General features: G+C 62.0%; 21 protein-coding genes and 1 pseudogene. 15 read left to right on the top strand and 7 right to left on the bottom strand.

Annotated elements, in window-relative coordinates:
- Positions 1-3 precede the first annotated feature (3 nt).
- Together KNN17_RS15705 and KNN17_RS15700 are read left to right on the top strand one after the other, a co-directional pair.
- Entirely contained in the window at positions 4-2,148 is a 2,145-nt protein-coding gene (locus KNN17_RS15705; RefSeq protein WP_241709920.1) for a 3-hydroxyacyl-CoA dehydrogenase NAD-binding domain-containing protein, read from the top strand.
- Positions 2,149-2,196: 48 nt separating this feature from the next.
- On the top strand, positions 2,197-3,384 hold the full coding sequence (locus tag KNN17_RS15700; protein WP_241709919.1) for a CaiB/BaiF CoA transferase family protein: 1,188 nt from the start codon (positions 2,197-2,199) through the stop codon (positions 3,382-3,384).
- Between the two features lie 74 nt (positions 3,385-3,458).
- Here the strand turns inward: KNN17_RS15700 and KNN17_RS15695 are convergent, their stop codons facing one another.
- The 3 genes from KNN17_RS15695 to KNN17_RS15685 form a co-directional block, all read right to left on the bottom strand.
- The gene (locus KNN17_RS15695) at positions 3,459-4,223 is read right to left on the bottom strand and encodes an SDR family oxidoreductase (RefSeq protein WP_241709918.1); all 765 of its coding nucleotides are present in this window, start codon (positions 4,221-4,223) and stop codon (positions 3,459-3,461) included.
- 28 nt (positions 4,224-4,251) lie between these two features.
- Entirely contained in the window at positions 4,252-4,569 is a 318-nt protein-coding gene (locus KNN17_RS15690; RefSeq protein WP_241709917.1) for a carboxymuconolactone decarboxylase family protein, read from the bottom strand.
- A 334-nt stretch (positions 4,570-4,903) separates the two neighbouring features.
- Positions 4,904-5,095, bottom strand: a complete 192-nt coding sequence (locus KNN17_RS15685) for a hypothetical protein (protein ID WP_241709916.1) — start codon at positions 5,093-5,095, stop codon at positions 4,904-4,906.
- A 100-nt stretch (positions 5,096-5,195) separates the two neighbouring features.
- Between KNN17_RS15685 and KNN17_RS15680 the strand changes: the two genes are divergently transcribed.
- The 4 genes from KNN17_RS15680 (at position 5,196) to KNN17_RS15665 (ending at position 10,765) form a co-directional block, all read left to right on the top strand.
- Positions 5,196-5,684 (top strand): heme-degrading domain-containing protein, encoded by a 489-nt coding sequence (locus KNN17_RS15680; protein WP_241709915.1) that lies wholly within the window; start codon positions 5,196-5,198, stop codon positions 5,682-5,684.
- On the top strand, positions 5,677-6,669 hold the full coding sequence (locus KNN17_RS15675; RefSeq protein ID WP_241709914.1) for a Gfo/Idh/MocA family protein: 993 nt from the start codon (positions 5,677-5,679) through the stop codon (positions 6,667-6,669). The genes KNN17_RS15680 and KNN17_RS15675 overlap by 8 nt, the downstream gene beginning before the upstream one ends.
- A gap of 68 nt (positions 6,670-6,737) precedes the next feature.
- Positions 6,738-8,414 (top strand): MFS transporter, encoded by a 1,677-nt coding sequence (locus KNN17_RS15670; protein ID WP_242598885.1) that lies wholly within the window; start codon positions 6,738-6,740, stop codon positions 8,412-8,414.
- 194 nt (positions 8,415-8,608) lie between these two features.
- Positions 8,609-10,765, top strand: a complete 2,157-nt coding sequence (locus KNN17_RS15665; protein ID WP_241709912.1) for an amylo-alpha-1,6-glucosidase — start codon at positions 8,609-8,611, stop codon at positions 10,763-10,765.
- Positions 10,766-10,929: 164 nt separating this feature from the next.
- Here KNN17_RS15665 and KNN17_RS15660 read toward each other — a convergent pair whose 3' ends face one another.
- Positions 10,930-11,667 (bottom strand): alpha/beta fold hydrolase, encoded by a 738-nt coding sequence (locus KNN17_RS15660; protein ID WP_241709911.1) that lies wholly within the window; start codon positions 11,665-11,667, stop codon positions 10,930-10,932.
- A 212-nt stretch (positions 11,668-11,879) separates the two neighbouring features.
- Between KNN17_RS15660 and KNN17_RS15655 the strand changes: the two genes are divergently transcribed.
- On the top strand, positions 11,880-13,232 hold the full coding sequence (locus tag KNN17_RS15655; RefSeq protein ID WP_241709910.1) for an MmgE/PrpD family protein: 1,353 nt from the start codon (positions 11,880-11,882) through the stop codon (positions 13,230-13,232).
- A gap of 186 nt (positions 13,233-13,418) precedes the next feature.
- On the opposite strand, the pseudogene KNN17_RS15650 reads toward KNN17_RS15655, so the two are convergent.
- Positions 13,419-14,662 (bottom strand): annotated as a pseudogene (locus KNN17_RS15650) (IS110 family transposase).
- Between the two features lie 658 nt (positions 14,663-15,320).
- Here KNN17_RS15650 and KNN17_RS15645 point away from each other — a divergent pair.
- The 5 genes from KNN17_RS15645 to KNN17_RS15625 all read left to right on the top strand — a co-directional run bounded on the left by KNN17_RS15645 (position 15,321) and on the right by KNN17_RS15625 (position 19,679).
- A complete protein-coding gene (locus KNN17_RS15645) occupies positions 15,321-15,833 on the top strand; it encodes an SRPBCC family protein (protein WP_241709909.1) in 513 nt (170 codons plus the stop codon).
- Between the two features lie 122 nt (positions 15,834-15,955).
- On the top strand, positions 15,956-16,849 hold the full coding sequence (locus KNN17_RS15640) for an oxygenase MpaB family protein (protein WP_241709908.1): 894 nt from the start codon (positions 15,956-15,958) through the stop codon (positions 16,847-16,849).
- On the top strand, positions 16,836-17,321 hold the full coding sequence (locus tag KNN17_RS15635) for a hypothetical protein (RefSeq protein ID WP_241709907.1): 486 nt from the start codon (positions 16,836-16,838) through the stop codon (positions 17,319-17,321). The genes KNN17_RS15640 and KNN17_RS15635 overlap by 14 nt, the downstream gene beginning before the upstream one ends.
- Positions 17,321-18,325: a hypothetical protein gene (locus KNN17_RS15630; protein WP_241709906.1), complete on the top strand. Its 1,005-nt coding sequence runs from the start codon at positions 17,321-17,323 to the stop codon at positions 18,323-18,325. Before KNN17_RS15635 ends, KNN17_RS15630 begins: the two co-directional genes overlap by 1 nt.
- 319 nt (positions 18,326-18,644) lie before the next feature.
- A complete protein-coding gene (locus KNN17_RS15625) occupies positions 18,645-19,679 on the top strand; it encodes a DUF4192 domain-containing protein (protein ID WP_241709905.1) in 1,035 nt (344 codons plus the stop codon).
- 29 nt (positions 19,680-19,708) lie between these two features.
- Here KNN17_RS15625 and KNN17_RS15620 read toward each other — a convergent pair whose 3' ends face one another.
- On the bottom strand, positions 19,709-20,443 hold the full coding sequence (locus KNN17_RS15620) for a 2,3-bisphosphoglycerate-dependent phosphoglycerate mutase (protein ID WP_241709904.1): 735 nt from the start codon (positions 20,441-20,443) through the stop codon (positions 19,709-19,711).
- A 47-nt stretch (positions 20,444-20,490) separates the two neighbouring features.
- Entirely contained in the window at positions 20,491-20,865 is a 375-nt protein-coding gene (locus KNN17_RS15615; protein WP_308196824.1) for a MarR family winged helix-turn-helix transcriptional regulator, read from the bottom strand.
- 619 nt (positions 20,866-21,484) lie between these two features.
- Between KNN17_RS15615 and KNN17_RS15610 the strand changes: the two genes are divergently transcribed.
- Genes KNN17_RS15610 through KNN17_RS15600 form a run of 3 tightly spaced genes read left to right on the top strand, consistent with a single transcriptional unit; the run spans position 21,485 to position 23,897 of the window.
- Positions 21,485-22,102, top strand: coding sequence for a polysaccharide deacetylase family protein (locus tag KNN17_RS15610; protein WP_241709902.1), 618 nt, complete (start codon positions 21,485-21,487; stop codon positions 22,100-22,102).
- A complete protein-coding gene (locus KNN17_RS15605; RefSeq protein WP_241709901.1) occupies positions 22,099-22,683 on the top strand; it encodes a Chromate resistance protein ChrB in 585 nt (194 codons plus the stop codon). Before KNN17_RS15610 ends, KNN17_RS15605 begins: the two co-directional genes overlap by 4 nt.
- A complete protein-coding gene (locus KNN17_RS15600) occupies positions 22,680-23,897 on the top strand; it encodes an MFS transporter (RefSeq protein ID WP_241709900.1) in 1,218 nt (405 codons plus the stop codon). The genes KNN17_RS15605 and KNN17_RS15600 overlap by 4 nt, the downstream gene beginning before the upstream one ends.
- Positions 23,898-23,912 lie beyond the last annotated feature (15 nt).

The raw sequence follows: 23,912 nt of genomic DNA, 5'->3' as shown, positions 1-23,912 counted from the left end.
GCCATGTCCTTGGGCCAGTACGACCAGACAGACTTCTCAGAAATCAACTCCATCAGCGCCAATGAAGTTCCAACCCGGGCCCGCGTCCGAGACATCACGCTCAGCAGCGGCCGAGTGCTTGCCCTCATCACACTCTGCAGCGAGCAGCCGGGCAGGCCGAACACGCTCTGGGCAGCCTCGCTGACGGAACTCAAGCATGTGCTCGACGAACTGAAGGGCCGCGCCACCGCAGGGGAGATCCACGCCGTCGGCATCATCGGCAGCGGCCGAGCGTTCTCCGCGGGAGCCGACCTGTCCATGATGCCCGCGATCGCTTCAAGGGACGCCGCGATGCAACTGGCTCAGCTTGGCCATCACGCGCTCGGACGGCTCTCCGATCTCGGCGTGCCCTCGTTCGGATTCATCAACGGGACAGCCCTTGGTGGTGGCCTCGAAATTGCACTCCACACGAGCTACCGTACAATCCACCCGTCGGCTGTCCTTGGGCTGCCGGAGGTAGGGATCGGACTCCTTCCCGGGTGGGGCGGCACATTCCTGCTTCCGAACCTCATTGGAGTTGACGCCGCGATCAAAATCATGGTCAGTGACGCACTCAAGAACCGCGGAACTGTGGCAGCGGCGCAGGCCGTAGAACTAGGCATAGTCGATGCGCTCTTCCCCGCGTCGAACTTCCTTGAGGACTCCCTGAAGTGGGCGGACTCCATTTTGACAGGGTCTAGCTCGGTTATCCGCGACCAGCAGCCCAACGCCGACGTGCGGGGTACGCTGTGGACCGAAGCAGTTGAGGCCGAACGTTGCCGCCTCGCCAGGAAAGTCGGCATCGTTCCAAAAGCTCCATACGCAGCTCTCGAACTCATTGAAAAGGCCAAAGACGGCGACCGCAAAGCAGCATTCGAGCGCGAGGATCAGGCGTTCGCTGAGCTCATCCTCGGGGAGCAGTTCGAGGCATCCCTCTACGCCTTCAACACGGTGCAGAAGCTCTCGAAACGCCCTTCAGGCGCTCCCGATTCGGCTTCTGCCCGGAAGGTCACCAAAGTTGGCATCATCGGGGCGGGCCTGATGGCACGCCAATTCGCACTCCTATTCGCCACCAGGCTTCGGGTTCCAGTCCTGCTCAACGACCTCGACGAGTTCAGGGTGACCGAGGCAGTTAGCCGAATTCACGAAGAGATCGGCGGACTGGAGGCGAAGGGGCGGCTCGACCACGACACGGCAAACCGGATCCGAAGCCTCATTTTGGCGTCAACCGATCTAGCTGACTACGCGGACTGCGACTTCGTCATCGAGGCAGTGTTCGAAGAGACACGCATCAAGCAGAAGGCCCTGGCATCGATTGAACCAATCATCTCCGCTGAGGCCGTCCTGGCGACGAACACATCGTCCCTCTCAGTCGAGGAGATCGGCACTGCACTAGAGAACCCCGAACGCCTAGTTGGCTTCCACTTTTTCAATCCCGTCGCTGCAATGCCCCTGCTCGAAATCGTCTCGACACCCATGACAAACCAAGAGACCTTGGCTACCGCTTTCGCCACAGCCAAGGCTCTTGGGAAGACCGCGGTTCTGACAGCAGACGTACCGGGCTTCGTGGTGAACCGGATCCTTGCCAAAGTTATGGGGGAAGCTGCCCACGCCATCGAGCAGGGAACCTCGCTAGAAACCGTCGAACGCGCCTTTGCCTCATTGTTACTTCCAATGAGTCCAATCGAACTCATCGACTTGGTGGGTTGGAAAGTGGCCGCACATGTGCAGGACACCATGCACGACGCATTCCCGGACCGGTTCTTCGCCTCGGAAAACTTCCATCGGCTGGCCTCGATTCAAGGCGATGTGTTGGAGAGGGACGAGAACGGCCGCGTTGTCGGATGGACCCACGCCGCACAAGAAGTCCTCGAAACCGGTGTAGCCCCCATTGGCATGACGGACCTCCTTCACCGCATCCAAGACGGTCTAGCCAACGAAGCAAGGATCATGCTTAGCGAGCGAGTCGTGTCCAACGTTGAAGATCTCGATTTGTGCCTGCTCCTGGGAGCCGGTTGGCCATACATTAACGGAGGCTTGACGCCCTACCTGGATCGAGTCGGGGCGTCCAGGCGCTCATTCGGCGCCACGTTCCATGAAGGGAAACACGTTGCCGCCCCAATCTTGTGACCCAGACGGTAAAGCACAAATTATGTCTAAGATGAGGAAGAATCAGCGATGAACGCGTTGGAAGGCCTGAAGGTCATTGACCTCGGCCAGTTCTACATGGCCCCGTATTGCACGATGCTCTTAGCACGGCTCGGGGCGGACGTCATTAAGATTGAGTCCCCCCAGGGTGATCCCTACCGACGACTCCCCACGGTAGACGAGCAGGGAAATCCGATCCAGTTCAACTTTCTGAACTCAGGCAAACGAACGATGCGCCTCGATCTCAAGCGCGATGAGGGCCAGGAGATCATGCGCGAGCTCGCACGCTGGGCCGACGTACTCGTGCAAAACCTGTCACCAGGTGCGATGGACCGGTTCGGCCTGGGCTATGAAGACCTCCGGAAAATCAACCCTAGGCTCATCATGGCTTCAGGCACCGGATTCGGATCGTTCGGCCCCTACGCCGGTGAACCCGCGATGGACCTCACGGTCCAAGCAAGGACGGCCGTCATGAGCACGACGGGATTTCCGGACGGATCTCCGGTCCGAACAGGACCGTCAGTCGTCGATTTCATGGGTGGGACTCACCTTGTTGCGGGCGTGCTTGCCGCCTTGGTCCAGCGTGGGCAGACCGGGCGCGGCCAACATGTTGAGGTCTCTCTCCAGGACGCGATTCTCCCCTCCCTCACCTCAAACATCGCCGGCTTCCTCAGTTCGGGCGGAACCATCCCTGAACGCACCGGTAACCGTCACGGCGGAGGAGCCGTGACCCCTTACAACGCCTATCCGGCGCAGGATGGCTGGATCACAGTCCTGTGCCCCACGGACGCCCACTGGAGGCGGCTGCGCGAACTCATCGCAGACCCTGCCGCAGAAGATCCGCGGTTCGACGATATGCATGGCCGGTGCCTACACCACGTAGACGTCGACGCCATCGTCGAACGATGGACGAGTCTGCATACGAAGTCCGCGCTCGAAGTCTGGCTGAAGGACGCAAAGATTCCATGCGCCGCCGTCGTGACCCTTCCTGAACTGCTCGAAGACCCGCACGTTCGAGAGCGTCGAGTCGTCAGAACTGTGACGGACGACCTTGGTGACTTCATGACGCTCGGGAGTCCCTTGTTTCTGTCCGAATCACCGACCGTCGAGCCCACGCGCGCAGGCGGACTCGGGCAGCACACTGACCAGATCCTCAGCGATGACCTTGGCTTGTCGCCTCACGAGATTGCGGATCTTCACAACGCAGGAGTGATCTGAGCGGTGTTCTAGTTACATCGTCGGGGCGTGTTCACCCAGGGATCCTCACAGGCTTCCTGGTGACCCACGCAAGGTCAGCGTCGGCGCGACCGCACCAACTCGAGCTCCCGGGCTACGACGTATGGCTCCCCTTCAAGCGGCATGTTATCCGTGTCGAGGACCCCGTCGAGCGAGCCGATCGGATCGGGTTGCAGTGCCGCGAAGAGCGGATCAAGATCCTCTTGCGCCCAGCCGCGTTCGGCGACGAGCTCAAGTGTCCGGCGATCGGCTACCTCCGAGGTCAGGCTCGCGACAAGCACCTCCGCTATCTGCAGGCGCGAGACGACGCCGTCGGAGGGGTTGCTCGCCCACCGGCGATCGCCCTGGAGCATCACCAGGCGACGCTGATCGGGCTCGTTGTAGTCGAACCATCCGGGTCGCACAATTGTGTACGGCAGTCCGCTAGCGCGCACGAGCCGCTCGCCGCGGCGCTTCCAGTCGTGCCCGGGGGTATGCTTGGTCACTCCGATGGCGGTCATGAGCGCGATCCGTGCTTTCCGCCCACCGAGGGCCTCGAGGATGATCCGCACGGCGCCGTAGTCGACACGTTCCGCCTCGGCAGCGCCTCCGTGGGAGCCATGTGTGAAGACGATCCCGTCGACGCCGTCGACCGCCGGCGCGAGAGTCTGGGCGCGGGCCAAGTCGCCCACGATGGCCTCGGTCGCCTCAGGGAGCGAGGCGCCCCTGCCTGCGTCTCTGACCAGTGCGCGAGTGCGGTGGCCACGTCGAAGTGACTCGGCCACCGCGTATCGGCCGATGCTGCCGGTCGCTCCGACGACCAACACTGTGAACTCGCTCATGTTCTCCTTCTGGATTCTATTTCTAGGCTCAGCCGCGGCTGACCTCGCGCAGCACGCCGATGGCGCCCACCCCGCAAGGCCATCCGGCATAGAACGCGAGTTGGGTTATGGCCTCGACGAGTTCTTCCTCGGTAAGTCCGTTATCGAGTGCGCGACCCAGATGTGACTTCAGCTGATCGGTGCGGTAAAGCGCCACGAGCGCCGCAACTGTCACGAGGCTGCGGTCCCTCGGCGACAGACCTGGACGCTCCCAGACATCGCCGAACAGCACTTCGTCCGTCAGCTCCGCCAACTTGGGGGCTAGATCTCCCATTAGCTGCTGTGCTCTGCTCTGCTTGTTGGTCATGATTTCTCCCAGGCTCTTCCTTCTCGATGTCGTTCGCTTCGTCGAGGCGCCGCTTCTGCCCCGGTATCCATGAATCCGAGGCTACGTCGGTCCCACCGCGTCAGGGAGTTACTGTCAGTACACCCTTCGCCAGTGAACCCCACGAAGGAGTTCCTCCACCTGGTAGAGGCCTGTTCCTCTGTAGGCGGAGCGTGGACTAGCCATCCGCAAGGCGTGACTACTTATGGGAGTCGTACAACCAAAGATTGACAAGGTTTTTTCAACTTTTGCTTGCTCATCGACAGAAGTCGTCGTAGGTTGTTCGTTAGGAAGATCGCGCATCCCAGAACGGAGCCTATGACTCCAAGACGGCACGGGCTTCGAAAGGCTGCTCAAGAACGAGACGGTGGACTGTTCCGGCACCGCTCATCCAGATGGGAGCTTGGCCGGCTACATCCGTTTCCCCAGCGGAACCGTCGGCCACCCCGCGGACTTGCCGGTCGACGTCGTCGTTGTCTCCACCCAGCGGCTGAGCTGCGCCGCTCAACACGTGGCCCCTTTGGTGGCCAGGAACCCTCAACGTCATCAAGCTTGGCACCCGATTCCAAGCGGATCGCTTTTTTGCATACCGAAACCAAGGATTCCCCATGACTGACATCACATCATCTCGGCTAAGCGAACTGCGACAGCACGAAGACGAATTGGTCTTCGAACGGTTTGACCACCACGACGCCTGGCGTCTGGGATCGCTCATGGCCGTCCGGGCAATTGCGGAGGGGCATGCCGTCGCGATTGATATCCGTCGGCACAACCTCGTCCTCTTCCGGTGTGTCCTGCCAGGAGCCACCGCTGACCAGGAGGAATGGATTCGTCGCAAGTCCGCAACCACTTTACGTTTCGAGCACAGCACCGCCCTGCTCCACGAAGAGTTCTCTTCCAAGGGCTTCGACCCCACACAGGGAGGATGGCTCACCCCGGCGGACTACACCCTGGCCCCAGGTTCCTTCCCGGTCCGCGTCAGCGGCACAGGCGTTGCGGCCGCGGCGACAGTATCAGGCCTTGCATCCGACGACGACCACGAGTTTGTCGTTGAAGGCATCCGGGCTTTCCTGAAAGAAGGTGCCTCCAATGACTGACGAACCGATCCGTTGGGGAATTCTCGGTACGGGATTCATCGCAGGCATTCAAACGCAGGACTTGGTCGAGAACGGTTTCACTGTCCAGGCCGTAGGATCCCGCACGATGGAATCGAGCCGGTCGTTCAGCGACAAGTTCAATATTCCCACCGCCCATGAAAGCTACGAGGCACTGGTCGCGGACCCGAAGGTCGATGTTGTCTACGTTGCCACGCCGCACGTGTTTCATCACGCTCATGCCCTCCTCGCCTTGAACGCTGGAAAGCACGTGCTGGTCGAGAAACCCTTCACCATCAACGCCCGGCAAGCCCAAGACATTGTGGCGTTGGCAGAAGCCAAGGGACTCGTGGTTTTGGAGGCCATGTGGAGCCGTTTCCTCCCTCATATGATCCGGCTCCGCGAAATCATCAAAGAGGGCACCCTCGGCGAGGTTCGGAAGGTTGTTGCCAGCCACAACCAGAACCTGCCGAAGGATCCGGCCCACCGGCTAAACGATCCGGCGCTGGGTGGCGGAGCGCTGCTGGATCTCGGAATTTACCCCGTCTCCTTCGCCTTTGACGTCTTTGGCGCTCCTGAATGCATCAAGGCAAGTGCCTCAATGACAGCAACAGGCGTGGACCGACAGACCGCCGTGATCTTTGAATACGCACAGGGACAACAGGCCCTGATGGACTGCGCATTGGACATCGCCGGAGCCAACCGAGCCGCAATCATAGGGACTAAAGGATGGATCGACATAGATTCCGTATGGTACACAGCTACGACCTTCACCCGATACGACGCCGACGGAAACCTCGCCGAGAGGTTCGATCAATCGGTGAACAGCAGGGGAATGCAATTCCAGGGGCGCGAGATGGAGCGTTTGATCAGGGACGGCGCCTTGGCCGGCACCGTCCTTCCACCGAGTGAGAGCGTCTCCGTCATGGCCGCGATGGACGAGATCCGCCGACAGATCGGTCTCAGTTACAGCGTCGACGCAGTGTAATCGCGGCACCGCCAGGCTGCACCGCCCTCCAAAGCATTTCCCCAAGACTAGGCAAAGGTTTTTACCAGTTGAGAAGCAAGAAGAGTAGGAACCCCGTACCGACACGCACTAAACAAGCCGCCTCGCCGTGGGCGCCCTTCCGCCACCGGGCCTTCCTATGGCTCTGGCTCGGTGTGGTTGCCGCCAGCATCGGTTCCTGGGGGCAAACAGTCGGGGCCCAATGGCTCTTCGTGACTGATCCGAACGCGTCAGCGATAGTACCGCTAGTACAAACAGCCAATCAATTGCCGGTGATGCTCCTCGCGCTGCCTGCGGGCGTGCTCGCCGATGCGTTCGACCGCAGGTGGCTTCTGTTCGGCATCCAGACGTATTTCGTCATTGTCGCATCCTCGCTGGCCATCCTGACAGCACTCGGGATGATGCCGCCGGCACTGCTGCTCACCTTCACGTTTGCGGTGGGCTGTGGTGCCGCGATGTTGCAGCCGGTCTGGCAGTCCCTGATAGCCGAAATCGTCCCACGGGATAAGTTGGCCGCCGCCACCCGGCTCGACATGGTCAGCGTCAACGTCTCGCGCGCGGCTGGCCCCGCGCTGGCCGGGTTGGTCATCGCCCACCTCGGGGTTCCACCCGTCTTCATCATCAACGCCGCGGCGGGCTGCACCCTAGCCATCGTGCTGCTCGCATGGCGTCGGCCTCCGGTCGCCCGCGGCGAGCGAGAGCGATTCCTCCCCGCACTTCGGGCCGGCGCACGTTACGTGCAGCATGAACCTGTAATTCGCCGGATTCTACTGCGCTTTGCCATTTTCGTTTCACCCGCCTGCGCAGTCTGGGCCCTTCTGCCGCTCATCGCAAACCGCCAGCTCGGCGTTGGGCCGGACGGTTATGGACTGCTGTTCGCATCCATGGGTATTGGCGCGCTCATCGCCGCGTTCAACCTTGGCAAAATCAAGCAATACCTTTCGTCGAATGCGGTGCTGGTCTTGGCCGCGGTCGCCTATGCCCTGACGTTCGGTGCTCTCGCTTTTGCCACGAGTATTTGGCTGGCAGTGCCGCTGCTGCTTGTGTGCGGATTCGGCTGGACAGCCACCGTCGCCACCACAAACTCCGAACTCCAACTCTTCCTGCCTGGATGGGTGCGCGCCCGCGGCATTGCCATCTACGTCATGGTGTTCCTGGGAACGCAGGCCCTCTCCGCGGCCATCTGGGGGCTCGTAACCCAATACTTCGGCCTACAATTTTCCGTCTTGGCAGCGGCGGCGCTTGTGGCCTGTAGCGCGTTTACCGGTCGCCTCCTTGCTGTGCAAGAGGCCCAGCACATGGACCGCTCCCCGCTCTCGTACTGGAGGACGCCCGAAGTGGCCGTGGAGCCCGACCCGGCCGCAGGACCGGTCCTCATCTCCGTCGAGTACGAAGTCGCCGACGACGAGGAGACAGCCTTCTTGCTCGCTCTACAGGAACTGCGCCGCTCGCGGTTGCGCAGCGGCGCCTCACGCTGGGACCTCTATAGGGTCGGAGAGTCCCCGAACGTTTTCCTTGAGCAGTTTGAAGTTCCCACCTGGCGGGAGCACCAGCGCCAGCACGAGGGCCGGCTCACGGCTCAGGACAAAGCAATCGAGGACGCGGCCTTCGCGCACGTTATTGGAACCCCGCGCACCCAGCATTTGTTGCCGCCATCGACGCCGCGGTTGGCAATGAGCATCGGCTCTGATCCCGATTTGCTCGCCTTGCCCGAAGCCACTATCTAAGATCCCGTCCCCTTCTCAGATACCTTCGCGGCCCGGGTCTACCTCAATAAGGAGGACTCGCCAAGACGATAGAGTCAACGGGGCTCTGGCATGCGCGAACCGGCAAGAGTAGCGTCGACTCGAGAAATTGGTGGCGACGGCAGCAGCCTTTTAGATAGGGCCGAGGCATGCCGGTGTTGACTTGAGGGGGCCGGATGGCCGGATGGAATGCCGACACGGCGGCGGGCCCCCTTGGCGCCGGAACGGTTACCTTGGTAGAAGGATCGTCCTTCTGCATCTCGCTGCCGAATGGCGACATCCATTCCGAACATCCCCACGGACTTTTCGTCCAAGACACACGCATCCTCTCCCGTTGGAGCCTCACAATAAACGGACAGCCTCTCGAACCCCTGGCGACCGAGACCAAGGCGCCGTACCGGGCACTATTTGCTGGGCGAGTTACACGCTCGGACGGGTATGCGGACAGCCCCCTGATCGTAGAGCGGCTCCGCGAAGTGAGCAGCGGCATTCAGGAGGAGGTCACCGTCAGGAACTACTCCCCGGAGCCGGCCGAATGCTTGATCTCCCTAAAGATTGAGGCGGACTTCGCCGACCTTTTCGAAGTGAAAGAGGCGCGGATACAACGGCGCTGGGACGAAACCCGACAACCATACGGGGACACGCTGAGCATCCGGGCAGTCTGGCACGATATCAGTAAGGGCATGGTTGTCCGGGCGCCGGGGGCAGACATCACGCCGGAATACCTGAACTACAACGTGGCAATCCCGCCGCACGGCCACTGGAGCACAGTACTGACCGTCGTCCCCAGCATCGAATTAGCCAATCCCGCACATCCCTTCGTCCATCCTCAGGGAGACGGATTGTCCCCCCAGGACCGGCGCCGCCAGGAGTGGGTGGCCAAGATTCCGATGCTACGGATGGGAAACAGGTCCATCGAACGGACCTTGCGGCGCAGCTACGACGACCTCGGCGCCCTTCGCATCGAAGATCCAAACCATCCGGACCGCGTCGTGGTCGCCGCAGGGGCGCCCTGGTTTATGACGCTGTTCGGACGGGACTCGCTGTGGGCCTCGCAGATGGCACTGCCGGTGGATCCCTCGCTTGCCCTCGGTACGCTGCAGACACTTGCAGACCTCCAGGGCACTGTGGTGGATCCGATGAGCGAGGAGGAGCCGGGCAAGATCCTGCACGAGGTCAGGTTCGATGTCTCCAGCGGGCTGGCTCTGGGCGGCAAGTCCGCTTACTACGGCAGTGTCGATGCCACCCCGCTCTTCGTGGACGTCCTGGGGGCTGTCAGCCGCTGGGGATTCGCCAAGGACACCATCGCCGCGCTGCTCCCCCACGCGGACCGCGCGCTGAAGTGGATCCGGGACTACGGAGACAAGGACCGCGACGGATTCGTCGAGTATGAGCGCCTCAACCCACGAGGGCTGATCAACCAAGGGTGGAAAGACTCGTGGGACGGGATCAACTTCGCTGACGGCCGTCTGGCTGAACCGCCGATCGCTCTCTGCGAGGTGCAGGCCTATGTCTACGCCGCGTACTTGGCGCGGGCCTGGATGGCATACGACGCCGGTGACGCGGCCCTGGCAGACGAGCTCACCGATCGCGCGGCGCAATTGAAGAAACGGTTCAACGAACAGTTCTGGATCCCCGAGCGCGGGTACTACGCCATCGCCCTCGATGGCAGGAAGCGTCAGGTCGACGCGTGCGCTTCCAACATGGGCCACTGCCTGTGGCTCGGCCTCATCGACGAGGACAAGGTCCCGCAGGTGGCCGAACGGCTGATGTCCCCCGAGATGTTCAGCGGCTGGGGCGTGCGGACCCTGGCAAGCGACATGGGCGCCTACAATCCCGCCAGCTACCACAATGGATCAGTCTGGCCGCACGACAATGCCATTATCGTAGCCGGGCTGTTGCGCTACGGCTTCGTGGCGGAAGCCCAGCTGATCTCCACAGCCCTACTTGAAGCAGCCGAATACTCAGATGGCAGGCTACCTGAGCTGTTCTGCGGGTTCAGCCGTGACCAGTTTGCCGCACCCGTCCCGTATCCGACCGCATGCTCGCCCCAGGCCTGGGCGGCGACCACACCCATCCACCTTGTCACGAGCCTCATGCGGTATGACGCCCACGTTTCCCGCGGCGGACTATGGATGGATCCAGTCCTCCCGGAGTCCTATGGTGATCTGCATATCACCAATGCACCCATGGCCGGCGGCCGGATAACAATCGACATCGCCAAGTCGGTCCCGTCAGTCCAGGGACTGCCCGAAGGAATGGTGTTCCACCGTGGACACCGGCCATGGTTTACGGAACTCGTTGAACAGGCCAGTCGGCGCCGAAAGGCTTAGCAGGCGGGACCCTAGAAGGAACCGAAGTGTCGGACGAACAGGGAATCCGGAGCTGCGCGCGTCCTGCACCATAAAACCCCGCTCGCGGCTGGCCCTGCATCCTCGCGTTACCGCAACGCGTAGACCTCAACCGGTGTCAGCTGCTCCCTCCCCCGGCACCACGTTTACAGATTGTCGATTGCCTCAACCAACAGCTTCGTGAGTTCATCCGGTTGAGTGAGCATCGGCTCGTGACACGCGTCGATCGTCCGGTGAAGGAAGCGCGGGTCCGACTCGGCACGCGCGCGCTGACGGGTTCGCTCTATGGCCGGGAGCCTGCTCGGGTTGCACTCGATCATCGTTCCCGGGTGCGACCAGGCCCGGTCCGTTGGCCCGATCTTGTCCCTATAGGTCTTGATCGGCTGGGCAGTCGTCTTGGAGTTGACCCATGCGATCTGCTCGACGTCGGTCAGACCCCACCAGCTCGCATCGGACGTTGGCACGAACCAACCTTCCCCATCCCGGTCCGCCATCTTTATCATCTCCGCGGCCCGCTCGTCTCCGATGAGGTCGAAGATCGACTCGCCCTCCTGCGGGAGGTGTGCGTCCACCCAGACGACCCTGCGGACCCGGTCGAACACGTGCTGCATCGCGCCTGCCACAGGCATGCCACCGTAGCTGTGCGCGACCAGAACGACGTCACTCAGGTCCTCATACTCGAAGACTCCAACCAGATCATTGATGTGAGTTTCGAGACCGATGTCCGCGCACAAAAGATGCGCGCGCTCACCGAGGCCGGTAAGGGTCGGCGTGTACGTCGAGTAGTTGAGGGCGTTAAGGCGCGACATGACTTCACGCCAGGCCCAGCCACCGTGTCTCCCACCGTGAACCAGTACGAAACTGGATTTTTGCTTGCTGACCATGACTCTCCTCAGCGAACGTTGTAGGCCGACTCGTTATGTTGCGGCTCGGTGTCACTATGTTCGAAATTACGAACACACGGACGTATGTATGAACGCTATGTTACTCTTGTCACACTGGTCAAGACCTGGGTGAGGATCTTAATGAGGAGAGCCCAGACGGATCCCTCGTTCGCGCCGATGGCGGCGCCGGACCTTCTGAAAGGACAGCCCGAATGGATGTTTCGCTTACTCAGGCGCTCGCGAATTACGCCGCATCGACGTCGATCGACAAAATCCCCGATCAAGTCCGTGACCGGGCCAAACAGATCATTCTCGATGAGATGGCGAGCGCCTACTTCGGCCATCGGCGGCCAGCCGGAGCGCTGGGCGCGAAGTACGCCGCCCGCTACGTCGGGAGGCCCGAGGCGTTGATCTTAGGGAGCGATCTGAGAGTCCCGGCGGCTTTTGCTGCTCTGGCCAACGGCACCGCGGGCCACGCAGACGAGATCGACGGAGCACACGTGATAGGCGGACATCCCGGCGCCTCACTGGTGCATGCGACGGTCGCGATTGCCGAGACCCAGCACTCCACTGGAGCGGAGCTGCTCAACGCAGTGATCTTGGCGTACGACATGGGTACCCGCTTCATCGAGGCCTGCGGCGGGTTGTTCGGAATGAAGAATCGTCTCCATCTCCATTCCGATTCGCTCCACGCCTTGGGCGCGGCCTTGGCGTGCGGAAGATTGCTGGGCCTCGACGAGAGTCGCCTTCGCCACGCGCTGGCCCTGGCCACCTTCCAAGCCAACGGCGTCTGCTCCCTGTTCAGCGAGCGCCGACACATTAGCAAGGCGTTCTGCAACGGGCAGTATGCCTTCGCGGGTGTGAGCGCGGCTCTGATGGCGGCGGACGGATTGGAGGGGTCAGACGATGTTCTGGGGCACGAGCACGGAGTCCTTGATGCGTGGGGCGTCGACGGCGGATCAGCCGCGCTCACCCGCGGTCTCGGCGAGAGCTACGCAGTCATGGGCGCCAACTTCAAGTACATGCGCGCCGGCTATCCCATCCACGCCGCCGTCGAGGCAGCAATGGACGTCGTTGCCCGGCACGAGGTGAAGATCGAGCACATCCAGGCGGTGATGGTCGGCATGCCGGAGCACGCCATGCGCGTCGTCGACAACCGAGCGATGCACAACATCTGCGTCCAAGACATGCTCACTACCGCTCTCCTAGAGGGTGGGCTTGACCTCGGCAAATCGTACTTTCCCGAAATCCTCGCGGTCCCGGAGTTTGCACCCTTGCGCGAACGGGTCTCGCTCGCAGTGGATCCCGAACTCGACCGCAAGCAACCAAACGGGCGTGGGGCACGCGTCACTATCGTCACCACCGCAGGCGAATCCGTGTCCAGCCTCGTCGAAGCTCCTCGTGGGCACAGCTCCCGCGGCGGAACCACGTGGCCGGAACTCACGGCCAAGTGGGAGCAGGCACTGCCGGGCGCCGACGTACGCAGGATGCTGGCTCTCGCGCAGCGCCTCGACGATCTCGACGACGTGTGCGAACTCACCGAAGCCTTCCAACACACCGAGTGAGCGCCTGTGTGGTTTCAACGCATCACCAACCTCTGAACACGCACTTGTCGAATCGGATCGGCTCCCGGGTCACGCCGTGTTCGACCAGCCAGCACAAACGAGAACCAATACTGGCGCCGCGGGAGGATCCTCTGACGCGAAAATAAGGTCGTCGCGGTGGTGATCCCGGGTGTGGGCGGCGTGGGGCTATCCGGTGTGCTGACGCGGTTCGAGTGTGACGTGGTAGCCGAGGGCTTCGAGCTGGTGGAGAGCGCGGTCTTTGCTGCGGAGCGGCTGGTGCCGGGTGTAGTAATCGGGGCCGGGGTCGGCATAGCATTCCCCGGTGGTGAGCATATGCCAGATGGCGGTCAGCATTGAATGTTCCACGGCGACGAGCGCCTTCATCGGACCGCGGCGGGACTTGATGCGGCGGTACTTCGCCCCGAGGTAGGTGGTCTGGGATCGCGAAACCGTTAGGGCGGCGGTGCCCAGGGCCCGTTTCAGGTACCGGTTGCCGGGCCGGGTTTTGGTCGATTTGACCCTCCCGGCAGATTCGTTGGCCCCGGGCGCAGTCCCGGCCCAGGAAGCCAGGTGCCCGGCGGTCGGGAACACCGACATGTCACCCCCGGTTTCGGCGATGATGACCTCGGCGATGCGGCCGCTGATGCCCGGGATTGTCGCCAGCAGTTCCCGGGCGCCGCTAAAAGGCTTCATGTGTTCGTCGATCCGCGCATCGAGGGTGGCGATGTCCCTGCTGTGGGCATCGATCCGGTCCAGGAACAGCCGGGCCGTGAAGGCGTGGTGGTCCGTGAAACGGCCGGTCAAAGCCTCGGTCAGCGCCGGGATCTTTGAACGCATCCGCCCGTGGGCAAGCTCCGCGAGCACGGCCGGGGAGTCCTGCCCGCTTATGAGGGCCTCGAGCATGGCCCGGCCGGAGACCCCAGTGATGTCCGTGGCGACGGAGGAGAGTTTGATCCCGGAGTCCTCGAGCATCTTCTCCAGCCGCTGGATCTCCCGGGAGCGTTCATCGGTGATCGCGGTGCGGGCCCGCGTCAGGTCCCGCAGCCGGCGGATGTTTTCCGGCGGAACCAGGCAGCCGCGCAGCAGCCCATGGGCGCCCAGCTGGGCCAGCCAGGCCGCGTCTGAGACAGGTCCGTTTTGCGTCCGGGCAGGTTCCTGGCCTCCCTGGCGTTGACCAGTTCCACGTTCAGCCCGGCATCTTCGAGCAGAAAATAGAACTGACGCCAATAATCCCCGGTCGCTTCGATGACGACCAGGCCCACCTGTTCGGCCAGCAGATACTAGGCGAGCTCATGAACCTGGTTCGTCATCGCACCCCAGGTCGTGGTCTCCTGGGTGGTTTTGCCGCCGGCCCCGGCGACGCGCACGCACGCCTTCGCGTCCCGCTTGGACACGTCCAGGCCGGCACATCGTTCGTAGAGAAGATCCATCACGCCACCATCCGTTCAAACGCAGCCGGGCAGAAAACGTGTACCGGAAGAGAGGGCAGAAGAAACAGAAAATCTGACGCTCGTACTCACAGGCAACATTCCACGGTCCCCGCGGAAACGGGCCCTCCGCCACCAGACAGACAAACAGGCTCACAGGCACCACAGAGAGGCCAGGGACGCATCCGGAACACACCAGCAGTATCGGCCTCGACCCCGTCCGCGACAAGACCCAGGGGGCCCGCGTCCCAGAGCCGAGCGACGACCTTATTTTCCCGTTCGGCGGAGGGGGCGAAGCGCCCCTGGATGACTGATCAGGAAACAGACCCACGTGCTCTACGGCAATAATCCGGCACACCCACGGACCCCGCGTCATACACTTCTCCGGGCTCACCCGCACCAATGTGAATAGACGTCGCCAAGCGGCACAACAATTCTCACCCTTCGCCTTCGGAAGATACTTCCGCATCGGTTATTCCTAGCATCCGGCCTGTCGGGTGTCACAGCGCTGCTTTGATCTGATTCTTCAGCACCTTTGAAATTTTCAGCAAGAAGGGGTGCTCACCACCCAATGATTCGGAGCCAAGGCCACACTGACGTGCCAACGCCCCGGACCCACTTCGAGTTGAGCCGTGTCCCATTCCCCCTGCAAAATATCCACATGACCTCGCACACCTTCGACCTCAACTCCACCTGGCATCTTCCGGCGACCCCAGAGGAAGTGTGGGCGATCATCGCAGACGTCGACATGAGTTGGCCCAACTGGTGGCCGCGCTGTAGCTTCGCCGCACCGCTCGTTCGCACCGAAGCCAGAAGCAACTCTCAGGAGGACATTCTGAAGGCGACCACCGCCTACCTCAACTTCAAGACGTCCCTGGGCTACACCCTCACGATCAGCGTCCATCCAACAACGGTGGTCACGCCGAAAGAGATCGCGTTCGACGCCGGCGGCCACCTTGAGGGCACAGGACGCGTCACCCTCAGCCCCGACGCAAAAAACGAAGCGACGCGCATGGACATTGAATGGCGAGTACGTCCTACCCAGCGTTGGATGCACCTTCTCACGCCGATCGCAGCGCCGGCCTTCACCGCCGCCCACGCCCTCATGATGCGCCAGGGAGAAAAGGGCCTAGTCCGGGCGCTGGCAAACGGGACGCCAGAATCAATTAAGTAGACCCGTCTACACATTAACTAGCCACGTAATCGCAACGGTTTTACCATGGAATAGGTCAGCTTAGCTGGGGAGCTGGAGCCCCAGTTTCGATCGCGGACTTAGATCCGGCGAACGGGGGAATCTTGAACATCAACGCCACCCTCACTGCGAGCCTCCACCGCCAGCAAACCGCCTCCTCGAATGACTGGGAGGCCACATTCCGTCAGATGGCGTTGTTCGACCTCGCCGCGGACATGGAGCTCGGCTTCTTCCTCTCGTATTACCGCAATTTCGCCATCCCGAGCATCGCCGCAACGCTTCACGCGAACGCCGAAATCCAACGACGCCCCATGAAGCGCTCTTACGACACCGCCATCGTCATCTATGAGCTCATCTCCTGCGGTCTGGACAGCGACCGCGGCCGCACCATGCTCGAGTTGCTCAACCGCGTGCACCGCAATGTACCCGGAAGCAAAGACGACTTCCTCTACGTCGTCCTCACGCTGCTCGTCGTACCCATCCGCTGGATCCAGAAACATGCCTGGCGCCAACCCACAACAGCCGAGCTCGCGGCCGCCTCACGCTTCTTCACGGAACTGGGCACCCGCATGAATATCACCGGCATGCCCGTTACATACGCTGAAGCCGAGGTCTTCTTCGACCGCTACGAGGCCGCCCACATCGCACCATCAGTCGAAGGCCGCCAGCTCATGAACGCCACCGTCCAGGTGTTCCAGAGCCGACTTCCAGCGCCCCTGCGCCCCCTAGCGAAACAGCTCATCAGCACAATGCTCGACGACGACCGCCTCGCGGGCGCGCTCGGCCTCCCGCGAGCTGGCCGGATCTGGCGGATCACGCTCAAAACCGGACTCGCGGCACGCAACGCGATCCGCCGCCGTCGTCCGCTGAAAACCAAAGCACATTTCACCCCGGGTGACGCCGGCTCGACCCTGTACCCCGGCGGGTATTCCCTGGACCAGATCGGTCCGGTCAACGTTCCGTCCTCCCCTGTCCCGTCCGGCAATGAACTACCGTGAAGCCCGCAAAATAGCGCGGAAAGCAGAACACGCGTTCGGCTTGCCTAACGACGCCACGCTTGAGCTCATCCACGAGAAACTGGTGAGAAAACGCGGCAGGATCATCACGGTGGCAGAGCTTCCCGAATTAGCCGGTGAAGAACTCTGCGGGATCTGGCTCGTCTGCGCGGACGAGGACATCGTCCTGCACGCACCGACCAAATCAGACTGGCACCGGCAACAGATCATCCTCCACGAATTCAGCCACATGATCCTCGAACACGATCTTGATGGCCAAAGCAGCGAAATGGCCAAAAGCCTCCTCCCCGACCTCGATCCCGAACAGGTGCTGCGCGCCCTCGCCCGCAGCAGCTACACCGACTACGCGGAACTCGCCGCCGAGGCCCTCGCCGATCAGCTCGCGACACGCATCATCAACAGCGACGCCGGTACGCCGCCGGAGCCGTTGGCGTTCCGCAAAGTGTTCGGCTGATGGAGTACGTACCGGCAGCCACGCTCTGGGTATTGACCATCCTCCGCCTGCCCGCCGCGCTCGATCCACACCGCGGAAGCGTCTTCCGTGCCACCCTCCTCGCTGCAATCGCCTGCACGCTATACATCCCGGCCGTCTACTATCGCGTCGATCCATTGCTCGGCGGCCGGAACCGCGTCGGGCTGGCGACGCTTTTGTCTCTGCTCCTGGGATTCTGGCAATTCCGGACGGCCATCCTGCTGGCGGCGGTTGAAGACATTGGAGTGCGACGTCGGCAACTCGCCTTCGGCCGCTGGGCTGCGGTCATTTCATGCTCGGCAGTAACGACAGGATTCCTCACCAGCCACACCCCCGTTACCGATCCCAACCTCCCTCTGAGCTACGGCGACCAACCAGGGATGGCACTGTTCCTCTGGAGCGGGTCCGCGTTCATCATGTGGATCTGCTTCGATATCGCACGGGTGTGCCATGACAACGTCCCACGCATGAGGGCGCGTGCATTCCGATCTGCCTTCGTCCTCATCGCCATCGGATGCATCCTCTTCGCCCTGGTCCTCCTCGACCGTCTGCTCTATGGAGTCATAACGAAGATCGGCGGCGCTGCCAGCCCATCTGCGGCCGTTCTGACCGTCCTCTACTGGGTGGGCGAAACGTTTGCGGTTCTACTTGTGAGCCTTGGACTGCTCCTCCCCCGGCTCGAAAGCCACCTCAAACACGGCACATTCCTACTGCATGTCCGGCTTCTGCTCCTGGAAATCAGGCCGATCTGGAACCGTGTGGCTTTGATCCATCACGACCTGATCCTCGAGAAGCGGCGGGCCAGCACGCTCATAGTCCTCAGCCGGCACGCCGAAACACAGCTCCATCGTCGCCTGGTCGAAATCCGCGACTGTGAAATGGCCGGCAGCGCGACCAACGTGCGCCTTGACTCGCACGAACGCTCCGTCGTCGAACGCGCAGAACTCGCCCTTGCGAGACGCTCCGGCACACGGCCCACTCACTAAGGCTCCCCCGAAGAAGCAGGACGCCGGGGCGTCATGCTGCGTTCCCACACCCCAGCCATGAACTTCTAAATGAATCTTCGCTGTTTGTCATTCTGATGCTCAATCATCGCTGGGCGGGTCCTCCGCGCAACCAGGGCGCTTTGCGCCGGCCTCAATCCAAAACTTCGTTCGGCGCTCCGCTTATTTCCTCGCGAACTTTTGGATCGTTCCCGGTTCCCCAAGTTGCACTCCGGCCCCTCATGCCCAGCAGCGGATCCTCTATCAGAACGACGCCGAAAACTAACGCCCACGGCCGACGCCACCTCTGAAAGAGAAAGACATGGAAACGCTCACCATCAAAACCCCTGCCGATGTCCTCAGTTTCATCGGCCACACCCTGGGCTTCTGGCCGCAGGAAAGCCTCGTGTGCATCACCCTGGACACCAACCACATCGGCGTGACGCTCCGGGTGGACCTTCCCAAACACGACGGCAGCGAACTTTCCTACGCGCGAACAGTCGCCGGCTACCTGGCGAACGACACGAATGCCACCAGCGCTTTGTTTGCCGTCTACACCTCGGCCGTTCCAACGGGCGGCCAGGACAAGCCCTACGCAACCATGATCGCTGCCCTGACCGGGGCGCTAGCCGAGCGACACATCACCATCCGGGACGGCCTCCTCGTCGGAGACGAGACCGTTTCACCGTACGACGACGATCCCAACCCGAACTGCGCCTTGCCCCTATCGATGATTGACTCCAGTGAAATCAACGCCGAACTTGTGTACCGCGGAAGCTCGGTCGCACGAACCGGCCGGATCACTTTGCCGCAGACAAACAAGGAGGCGACGTTTTATGCTGTCGAGGATCGCGTCAAATCAATCGGGCAGTCCCATGACCACGGCGCGATCGAAAAGGCGCGAACGTTATGGGCCGCGATCCTCGAGGCCAAAACCTACCCGACAGATGACCAGACCGTCGCGTTGATCGCGAACTTCCAGTTCGCCGCAATCCGCGACCAGCTGATGGCGGACATCCCCGGCGTCGACGGTCCCATGGATCAAATCCTGCTGGCCCAAACCCCTGGCAAACCGCAATGGAGTCGTGTCGAGTGGGCCCAGCAGGTACTGCTCCACGCCTACACGCACAGCAGCACCCAACACTCGGCGCCCCTCCTCACGGCCATTGGATACATCAGCTGGTGGGAAGGTCACGGCAGCAAAGCCCATCAATACCTGCAACTCGCCCTGGAAGCAGACCCCGGCTACCGCCTGGCCAAACTCAGCGACCAACTCCTCGGATACGGAATGTTAGATGGCTGGAACATGGACAAGGACACGGCTTACCGGACCCGAGGGGTTGAAACGTCAGACTGACAACAATCCACGGGCCAGTGGCGGTGGGCCTAGCTAAGGCTCGCATCAGCCAAGTATCGTCCGGTCATTCCGTGAAACTCCCTTCCGAAAACGTAGACAAGGGGTATTGCAATTGGGATATTGAGGTCAATGATGTCTTCGTCTGAGATTTGTTCCAGATGTTTCACGATAGCCCGCAGCGAATTGCTGTGTGCCACGACTAGGACCGTCCTGCCTCGGCGTAGTTGCTGCTCGACCACTTCCTTCCAATACGGCAAGAGCCGGACGCTGACATCCTTGAGGCTTTCAGCGCGGGGAAGAGGCACCCCAGGTTCGTCGGGCAGGACACGTTCGGCTGCAGTGTCATCACCATTTGCTTCAGGTGGAGTTCCGTTATAGGAGCGCCGCCACAATTGCAGCAGATCGTGGCCGTACTCGACTAGGGCGGCATCCCGATCCCGCCCCTGAAGCGCGCCGTAGTGACGCTCGTTTAGTCTCCAGGACTGGTGGATCTCAATGCGTTTACAATCTGCTGCGGCAAGAGCGATTGTCGCCGTCTGAATCGTCCTGGTGAGCCGTGAAGTATACGCCACATCAGGAACGATTCGTGCTGAGGCAATCAGACGACCAGCCAGGCGAGCTTCCTCGATTCCGCGGGCACTCAGCGGTACGTCTGCCCAGCCGGTGAACCAGTTCTTCTCGTTCCACTCGGTACTCCCGTGCCGCAGAAGTATCAAGGTGCCCCGGGTGAAGCATTTATCGTCACCGTAGTCAGCCATGACCATGGCACGACCGTTGGATCCAGCTTCATCATGAGCCGGGGACATTCCACTCATTCGGCGCTCAATTCTTGTAAGAGGTGAGCGGCGCGGCTAAGCACCAGACGGTCCTCCTCGTCAAGGAGGGCTACCCGCCGCGAAAGCCACGCAGTCCGCTGGCCCTTGGCTTCTTCAAGGATGCCCTCGCCGTCCGGCGTAATCGAAAGCAGAATCTGACGGCCATCCTGCGGGTGTACCGCCCGGGATACCAACCCCTTGGCCGTTAGAGCCTTGACGATTCGTGTCATTGAGGGCGCCTGAACGCGTTCCCGCTCCGCCAACTCCCGCGAAGTCCGAGAGCCCCGCCGGAGCTGGGCTAGCACAGTGTATTGGCCCGGCGAAACGACGTCACCACTCGCCTCAGTCCTCAACCGACGTGAGGTGCGCATGATGGCAGTCCGCAACTCACGCGCCAGAACGTCCGGTTGTGTAGCCTCCCCCGGCCAGCCGCTGCGCCAATCGGGTGCGTCGATATCCATACCCTACTAAGCCTCCAAAAACGTTAGTATTGCTAATTAGCAATGCTAACTACCATGGTGCCGCGCGCCGAAATCGCCGGCGGGGCGGGTCCATTTCACATTCCGTCTTTTGCTACTCGATCGTCTGTAACAGTCGCTACAATTTTGCTTGTGACTATTTTAGAGCAGGCGTCAGAGCAGCGGTCTGCCCGCCCGGGTCGAGCGGCCGGTTCCCGTGAATGATTTGGCATTGTCAACCGGCGGCAGAATGCTGCCGCGAAGAAGTCTGATGCTGTTGGCCGGTTCCGTCGCAATCTGTGCCCTCACACAGGAACCGGGCCGCCACAGACAGCCCGCAGTTCACGAAGCCTTACTTGGCGAGGAGGAGGACGCCACGCCACTCCTTCCAGAACCATCAGCAACCCCGTTTGCCGAATTCCGTCGGCCGAATCGTGCGGAGATCGACAATTCCTTTGCAGGCAAGGAGCCCACGTACTGGGGCCTGAGTGCCCCCGGAGTACTCACCAAGCTTCCTGGGTCCGGGAACGGGGTGGCGCTGACCTTTGATTTCTGCGGAGGCCCCGGGGGAAACGGCGTCGACGTAGCGTTACTGTCGGCACTGCGGGGGCTGGGAGTTCCGGTAACCATTTTTCTTAACTCCCGCTGGATAGCGGCAAATCCGGTGGTCAGCCGGGATCTTGCCAACGACCCCCTGTTCGAACTGGGCAACCACGGCACACTACACCTTCCCCTGTCCGTAAACGGAAAGAGTGCCTACGGGATCCCAGGAACCAAAGGCCCGGCTGAAATCTACGACGAAATCATGGGAAACATGGCTGCTCTCGAGGATCTCACAGGCAAACCAACACAGTTCTTTCGGGCCGGTACGGCCTACCTGGATAACGTCGCGGCAGAGATCGTGCGAACGCTTGGTCTCATTCCGGTGGGATTCAGCATCAACGGAGACGGCGGAGCAACCTTCCCGGCGGCCACAGTGTCCCGGGAAATCGCCGCCGCCACGCACGGAGATATCGTGATCTCCCACGGCAACCACCCCGGCTCTGGCACCGCGGCAGGCCTCGTCCCGGCTGTGAAAGCCATGCAGCAAGCCGGGCTTTCATTTGTTCACCTCTCAGCCGATCCCCTTGAAGGAGCACACACGCCATGAGCCCCACCGAAGATGCACCACCCGTCATGAACGCAGAAGCGACTCATGCTCAAGATGCTTCCTGGCTTGTCATGCTGGTTCAGGTCCCGTCAGAACCGTCACGACACCGAGTGGCCGTCTGGCGGGAACTGCGGCGATTCGGTGGCGTCCCGGTCGGACAAGGCACATGGACCGCGCCGGATGTTCCGGTCTGCCGGGAAGGCGCGGAAAAGGCCCAGCACCTCGCCAGGGCCGGCAACGGAGAGCTGATTTTGTTGACGACGAGCTCGAGCGATGATGACGCCGAAAAGCTGCGCGCCCTGTTCGACTCCGCTCGGGAGGATGAGTGGGCCGAATTCGCCGCCGACTGCGGGAAGTTCACGGACGAGATTGCCCGCGAGATCGCAAAGCGAAGGTTCACCCTCGCCGAGCTCGAGGAGGAAGAGCAGAGCTTGGACCGGCTCCGCCGGTGGGCACGGTCCATCAGGGCAAAGGACGTTTTCGGCAGCCCCGGAGCCTCCGGCGCCGAAGAGAGACTGGCGGCCTGTGCGGTTGCCCTGGAGGACTTCGCCGGCCGCGTCTATCAGCAACTGCACTCATGAGCGCCGCCGGAATCAACACCCCGCCGGTATTGAGACCCACAACCGCCCCTTTGTACGCTGCCGGGTTCGTGAGCGCTTTCGGTGCCCACAGCATCGCCGCCGGATTGGGCGCACAGAGCGAGAATATTGGCCTCACTGTGCTCAACCTGGGCATCCTGCTCGCCCTGTACGACCTCTCCGAGGTCTTCCTCAAACCCGTCTTCGGCGCCCTCAGTGACGTGATCGGTGCCAAGCCCGTGATCGTCGGCGGCCTCCTGGCCTTTGCCGCGTTATCGGTCATCGGTCTGTGGGCGGCCGATCCCCTCATGCTGGGACTGGCTAGGGTCGGCCAGGGCGCCGCGGCCTCGGCTTTCTCACCCGCATCCTCCGCGATGGTCGCCCGCCTGGCCTCGGGCAGGAACACCGGCACCTACTTTGGTCGGTACGGGTCCTGGAAAAGCCTTGGTTACGTCGTCGGGCCGCTTCTCGGCGCCGGCCTGATTCTCGTGGGTGGGTTCGCCCCGCTTTTCGGAGCACTCTCAGGCCTGGCGACCGCCACAGCAGTATGGGTCATGGTCGCCGTCCCCCATTTGGAGCCGCTGCCCCGCCCGCGCTACACCATCGTGGATCTCGCACGGCAGGTTACCGAGCGGCGCTTCCTCATCCCAACGCTGACACTGGCGGCCTCCACCGGCGCGCTTGGCGCAGCAATCGGATTCCTGCCCGCTCTGGCGATCAAGCATGGCTTGGATCCCGTCGGGGGAACCGTGGCGGTGAGTGTCCTGGCCATTACCTCGACGCTCACCCAACCACGGATTGGGAAACTGCGCGATCTCCGTCGCATCACCGATGCCCAGGGAATCACAGCGGGCCTCCTGCTCACGGCCAGCGGCATCGCCGATCTGGCACTGATACCCACACCGATTACTCTGTTCATCGCCGCAGCCGCGATCGGAGCGGGGGTCGGCGCTGCCACCCCGCTTGGCTTCGCACACCTGGCCGACAACACACCGCCCGAACGGATTGGCAGGACCATGGGATCCGCCGAGCTGGGGCGCGAACTCGGCGACGCCGGGGGTCCCCTGCTGGTCGGAGGAATCGGCGCCCTTGCCGGCCTACCACTCGGGCTGGGAGCACTCGCAATCCTGATAGCAGCAGCCAGCCTCCCCCGGCTTGACCGAAACGGCAGGCTACAGATTCAAGAACAGGTGCTTGAGCGCGGGGCAGGTGACTGAGATCTTCGCCAGCAG

Source organism: Arthrobacter bambusae, from assembly GCF_022606295.1.
Classification (GTDB): Bacteria; Actinomycetota; Actinomycetes; order Actinomycetales; family Micrococcaceae; genus Arthrobacter; species Arthrobacter bambusae_A.
The sequence above is the reverse complement of the archived record's forward strand: the minus strand, read 5'-3'. Positions and strand labels throughout refer to the sequence as shown.

Bases quoted from the DNA above. Each gene is read 5' to 3' on its own strand.
- KNN17_RS15705 (WP_241709920.1), top strand. From the start codon at position 4: ATGTCCTTGGGCCAGTACGACCAGACAGACTTCTCAGAAATCAACTCC.
- KNN17_RS15700 (WP_241709919.1), top strand. From the start codon at position 2,197: ATGAACGCGTTGGAAGGCCTGAAGGTCATTGACCTCGGCCAGTTCTAC.
- KNN17_RS15695 (WP_241709918.1), bottom strand. From the start codon at position 4,223: ATGAGCGAGTTCACAGTGTTGGTCGTCGGAGCGACCGGCAGCATCGGC.
- KNN17_RS15690 (WP_241709917.1), bottom strand. From the start codon at position 4,569: ATGACCAACAAGCAGAGCAGAGCACAGCAGCTAATGGGAGATCTAGCC.
- KNN17_RS15680 (WP_241709915.1), top strand. From the start codon at position 5,196: ATGACTGACATCACATCATCTCGGCTAAGCGAACTGCGACAGCACGAA.
- KNN17_RS15675 (WP_241709914.1), top strand. From the start codon at position 5,677: ATGACTGACGAACCGATCCGTTGGGGAATTCTCGGTACGGGATTCATC.
- KNN17_RS15665 (WP_241709912.1), top strand. From the start codon at position 8,609: ATGGCCGGATGGAATGCCGACACGGCGGCGGGCCCCCTTGGCGCCGGA.
- KNN17_RS15660 (WP_241709911.1), bottom strand. From the start codon at position 11,667: ATGGTCAGCAAGCAAAAATCCAGTTTCGTACTGGTTCACGGTGGGAGA.
- KNN17_RS15655 (WP_241709910.1), top strand. From the start codon at position 11,880: ATGGATGTTTCGCTTACTCAGGCGCTCGCGAATTACGCCGCATCGACG.
- KNN17_RS15645 (WP_241709909.1), top strand. From the start codon at position 15,321: ATGACCTCGCACACCTTCGACCTCAACTCCACCTGGCATCTTCCGGCG.
- KNN17_RS15635 (WP_241709907.1), top strand. From the start codon at position 16,836: ATGAACTACCGTGAAGCCCGCAAAATAGCGCGGAAAGCAGAACACGCG.
- KNN17_RS15630 (WP_241709906.1), top strand. From the start codon at position 17,321: ATGGAGTACGTACCGGCAGCCACGCTCTGGGTATTGACCATCCTCCGC.
- KNN17_RS15625 (WP_241709905.1), top strand. From the start codon at position 18,645: ATGGAAACGCTCACCATCAAAACCCCTGCCGATGTCCTCAGTTTCATC.
- KNN17_RS15620 (WP_241709904.1), bottom strand. From the start codon at position 20,443: ATGGTCATGGCTGACTACGGTGACGATAAATGCTTCACCCGGGGCACC.
- KNN17_RS15615 (WP_308196824.1), bottom strand. From the start codon at position 20,865: ATGCGCACCTCACGTCGGTTGAGGACTGAGGCGAGTGGTGACGTCGTT.
- KNN17_RS15605 (WP_241709901.1), top strand. From the start codon at position 22,099: ATGAGCCCCACCGAAGATGCACCACCCGTCATGAACGCAGAAGCGACT.
- KNN17_RS15600 (WP_241709900.1), top strand. From the start codon at position 22,680: ATGAGCGCCGCCGGAATCAACACCCCGCCGGTATTGAGACCCACAACC.